The following is a 4,442-nucleotide window of genomic DNA, read 5'->3' as shown; positions in this document are numbered from 1 at the left end:
TCGACGCCGACGTGCGTTCGCCGTCAACGAAATTCGCGACAGTGGTCAGGTTCGCGGTGGGGCTGACGATGGTCTGCACCGGCACATCGATGTTGAATATCTCGGACAAGAGTGTGGCGAAGGAAAAGGCGGACAGCGAATCACCGCCGAGCTCAATGAACTTCGCGTCGGCGCGTAGCGCGGTGTCGGCCGGCAGGCCCAGGGTGGCCGCGGCCGCCCGCCGGACCGTATCGATGGTGGGCAGCTCGCGGCTGGCGGCGCGCAGCTCGCCGAGTTGGTTGCCGTGGCTGGCCTCGATGTCGTCGTACATCGCGTCGAGGCGTTCGCCGTAGCGCGCCTTGAGGGCCGGGCGCAGCAGCTTGCCGACCCCGGACAGCAGCCCGTTGTCCCGGGTGAAACGTTGTGGCTCCAACAGAAAGTCGCGCGGGATCTCATACGGGTGCAGGTGGGCGTCCGCGGCGATCCGTTGCAGCGAGTCGGCGATCAGGGCATGGGCGTCCCCGTCGCCGATCGCGTCGGTGTTCGGCACGATCACCGCGAGCAGGAACGGCTGCTCGCTGCTGCCGTAGAGGAAAATCTGCCGGATGTACGGGCTCGTCGAGAAGGTGGCCTCCAGCTGGGAGACTGCGACGAACTCGCCCTGCGAGAGCTTGATCACGTTGTTGCTGCGATCCAGATACACCAGGTGGTCGGGCCCCAGCTCGGCCATGATGTCGCCGGTCTTGTAGAACCCCTCGTCGTCGAAGATCTTCGCCGACAGCTCCGGGTGTTTGAAGTAGCCGGGAATCACGTTGGCGGCCTTCAGGCGTAGCTCGCCGCGCGGATACGGCTTGTCGGTGGTCAGGTAGCCCAGCTCGGGGACGTCGACCAGCTTGTAGTCGGTCACCGGTGGGCGCCGGATCCGGCCGCTGCGCATGATGCCGCCGCCGGTCTCGGTGGCCCCGTAGCCGTCGGCCACCGGGATGTCGAGCAGCGATTCCATGAACGCGTGCATCTGCTTGGACAGCGGGGCGCTGCCGCACATCGCCGAAATGACCCGCCCGCCGATGAAGTCTTGGCGCAGTTCGGCTTTCACCGCCTCGTCGAGCTGCTCGCCGGAAAGCTCACCGCCGGCGCGCTGGTCGAGCTCTTTGCGGTAACGCCGAAAGAACATGTCGCACACCCGCGGAACCAGGTTCAACGCCGTGGGCCGGACCAGGCCGATGTCGTCGAACAGGGTGGACATGTCGCTCTTGGCGGCGAAGTAGTCGATGCCCCCGGAGGACAGCGTGGCGATCAGCCACTCCAACCCGTATACGTGGGATAGCGGCATGTACTGCAGGTGGATCGCCGGGATCAGCCTGCCGATGTCCACCGATGGACTGTGCGGTCGCTGCCAGGTCCGGGTCATCATGTCGGCGGTGTACATGGCGCCCTTCGGCGCGCCGGTGCTCCCCGAGGTGTAAATGAGTGTGGCCAAAGGGTTTTCGCCATCGGCGGGGACGAACACCGGAGGTGGTGGGAGCCGGCGGCCCGCGTCGAGTTCAGTGGACAGCGACACCACCTCGGCGCGGTGCCCGGCGTCGCGCAACCGCGCGCGGGCGTGGTCGTAGTGGCCGCGCTGTTCGTCGTCCTCGCTGGTGTAGTCGAACACCACCAGACGCTCGAGGAAGGGCGCGTCGATGACGACGTCGACCGCGGTGCCCAGGGATTCGACGCTCACCGCGAGGATGCGGGGTTGCGTCTCGGCGACGATCGGGCCGAGCTGGGCCGCCGTGGAACTGGTCTGCAGCGGCACGAACACCGCGCCCAACCGAATGCACGCCAGGTAATGCACGACGTAGTCGATGCTGGTGAAACCGAGGACCGCGACGAAATCGCCCGGCGCGAAGCCGCCGGCCAGGCCGGACTGCCACGCCGCGGCCAGCGCCGCGACCCGTTCCCCGAGCTCGCGGTAGGTGATGGTGTCGAATCCGGACAGCAGGGTGGTCGCCGCGCGGCCGGTCCCCGGATCGCGGACCACCTCGCAGCAGCGCTGCCCCAGCGCCGGCCGGTCGGCATAGCCGCGCAGATAGGTCTCGACGACCTCGGCCAGCCGCAATCCCGGGCGATGCGCGGCGTCGGTCACCTCCGGTGATGACGCGGCGGCCCGAAACTGCGGGTCGTTGGCGTACAGCTGCTCGACGCGTTCGGTCAGTCGCTGGTCGCGGCCCGGGTCGGTGACGGTCTCGGTCATCGGCGGCTTCCTCTCATCCCGGCGTCTGCCGCAGCCGTATACCCGTCCTGGCTGTGCCCAGTCAGCGCCATTGCCGTTCGATCGACTTGATCAGCGCGGTCAGCGTCGCGTTCACCGGCGCGGCAACGCCCACCCGGGCACCCTGGCGTGGCACCGCGCCGTTGATGAGGTCGATCTCGCTGACCCGCCGCGCCTCGTGGTCCAGCAGCGCCGACGGTTTGGCGTCGGGCATGTGCGCGCCGAAGGCGCGAACGTGTTCGACCGCGTCGGTGACGGCGACGGCGATGCCCGACGCCCGCGCGACGGTCCACGCCTCGGTGGCGGCCGCCTGGCTGACCGGCGCCATGTCGGGGTCGTCCATCACCTGCCCGACGGTCATGCCGGTGAGCGCGCACGGGGCGCTGTAGGCGGCGTTGCAGATCAGCTTCTCCCACTGCATGGCGGCGATGTCGGTGACCGCGGCCGCGTCGAATCCGGCCTCGGTCCAGGCCCGCGCGATAGTTTCGACGGTCGCGTGCGGCAGCGACGAGTACGCCCCGAACCGCATCGCCTTCATAACGTTGTGGCGGACGTGGCCGGGGGCCACGGTCGCCGCGCCGAATCCGCTGGCGATGCCGACGGCGACCCGCTGGTCGCCGACGATGCCGGCCACAATCTCCGCCGAGCCCAGCCCGTTCTGGATGGTCAGCACCGGTGTGCCCGCACGCAGCATCGGAAGTGCTTGCTGCGCACCGGTTCTCACGTCGGCGGCCTTCACGGCGAGCACGATCAGATCCATCGCCTCGTCCGGCGCGGTGGTGCTGGCCCGCAGCGGCACCACCCGGTCGTAGCCGGGGCCGGTGACCCGCAGGCCGTGCCGGGCGATCCGATCGACGCTGGGCTGGTGGCGGTCGATGGCCAACACGTCGTTGCCCGCCGCGGCCAGTCTGGCCGCATAGATGGAACCCATGGCGCCGCAGCCGATTACCGCGATCTTCATCCGCACTCTCCGTCTCAGGTGGTCAGCTCGGCGATCAATTCGGCCACGCCGGTCTTCTGCTCGAGCCCGAACCCCGCGGCGTCGCTCGGCGAGATCCGGCCCGCCGTCAGCGCGCAGGCATCGGGGTAGCCGCCGAACGGCGCGAACACGCCGGGGTAGGCCTCGCAGCCGCCCAGGCCCAGCCCGGCGGCGATGTGCAGGTTGATCAGGTGACCGCCGTGCGGGAACGCGAAGGCGCGATCGAAGCCGTGGGCCGCCGCGATGTCGAGCATCCGGAGGTATTCGGTCAGTCCGTAGCTCAGTCCCGGATCCATTTGGAAGACATCGTGATCGGGCCGCATCCCGCCGTAGCGCACCAGGTTGGTCACGTCCGGCACCGAGAAGAGGTTCTCGCCGGTGGCCACCGCGCCGTCGTAGCAGTCGGTCACCGCCCGGTTCAGCGCGTAATCCAGGGGATCGCCCGGTTCTTCGTACCAGCGCAGGCCGTAGGGGCCGAGCGCGGCCGCCCACCGGGTTGCCTCGTCGCGGTCGAACCGGCCGTTCGCGTCCACCGCGACCCGTCCGGCGTCGCCGACGATGTCGATGACGGCCTCGATGCGCGCCAGGTCCTCCTCCAGCGGGGCGCCGCCGATCTTCATCTTGACCGCGTCATAGCCCGCGTCGAGATACACGCGCATTTCGCGGCGCAGCTGTTCGACACCGCCGTGGGCGTAGTAGTAGCCGCCGGCGGCGTACACCGGCACCGACGGCGCGGGCGTTCGTCCGGCGTGGCGGGCGATGGTCACGCAGGCCGGCTCGTCGCGCAGCTTGGCGTTCAGGTCCCAGCAGGCCAGTTCCAGCGCGGCCGCGGCCGCGGCCCGGTCCCCGTGACCGCCCGGCTTCTCGTCGGCGAGCGCACACGCCAGGACCGCGGCGGGATCCAGCCATCCGGACCCGTCCAGCAGCTCGTCGGGGGAGGCCGCCAGCACCCGCGGGATCATCCGGTCGCGCAGGATCCCGCCCTGGGCGAACCGCCCGATCGAGTCGAAGGCCACGCCCACCACCGGCCGCCCGTGGCGGACCGCATCGGTGATCACCGCGACCAGGGAGACCGTGTGGCGGGAGAAGTCGACCACCGCGTTGGCGGGGCCGCCGCGCCGACCGCTGTCCAGGCCGACGGACCGTTCGACGATCGCCGTGATCCGCATCACCTGGTCGTCAAGCAGCCCGCGGCAGTCGCATACCGCTATCCAACTCGGGGCGCCGGGC

The 4,442-nt window shown here is 69.8% G+C and carries 3 protein-coding genes; all 3 read right to left on the bottom strand.

From position 1 onward, the window contains the following. Positions 1 to 2,215 (bottom strand): AMP-binding protein (locus A5646_RS11625; RefSeq protein ID WP_156765585.1); only part of this gene is annotated, 2,215 nt, incomplete at its 3' end. Between the two features lie 61 nt (positions 2,216 to 2,276). Further along, entirely contained in the window at positions 2,277 to 3,194 is a 918-nt protein-coding gene (locus A5646_RS11620; RefSeq protein ID WP_067021800.1) for a ketopantoate reductase family protein, read from the bottom strand. A gap of 14 nt (positions 3,195 to 3,208) precedes the next feature. After that, on the bottom strand, positions 3,209 to 4,381 hold the full coding sequence (locus tag A5646_RS11615) for a mandelate racemase/muconate lactonizing enzyme family protein (protein ID WP_067021798.1): 1,173 nt from the start codon (positions 4,379 to 4,381) through the stop codon (positions 3,209 to 3,211). Positions 4,382 to 4,442: the final 61 nt, after the last annotated feature.

Origin of the sequence: Mycobacterium sp. 1245499.0 (genome assembly GCF_001673615.1) — a bacterium.
GTDB classification, from domain to species: Bacteria; Actinomycetota; Actinomycetes; order Mycobacteriales; family Mycobacteriaceae; genus Mycobacterium; species Mycobacterium europaeum_A.
Note: the sequence above shows the minus strand (reverse complement) of the source record. Positions and strands in the feature narration are given on the sequence as shown.

What these genes read in the sequence shown, in the direction of transcription:
- A5646_RS11620 (WP_067021800.1), bottom strand. Translation starts at nt 3,194, where the DNA reads ATGAAGATCGCGGTAATCGGCTGCGGCGCCATGGGTTCCATCTATGCG.
- A5646_RS11615 (WP_067021798.1), bottom strand. Translation starts at nt 4,381, where the DNA reads ATGCGGATCACGGCGATCGTCGAACGGTCCGTCGGCCTGGACAGCGGT.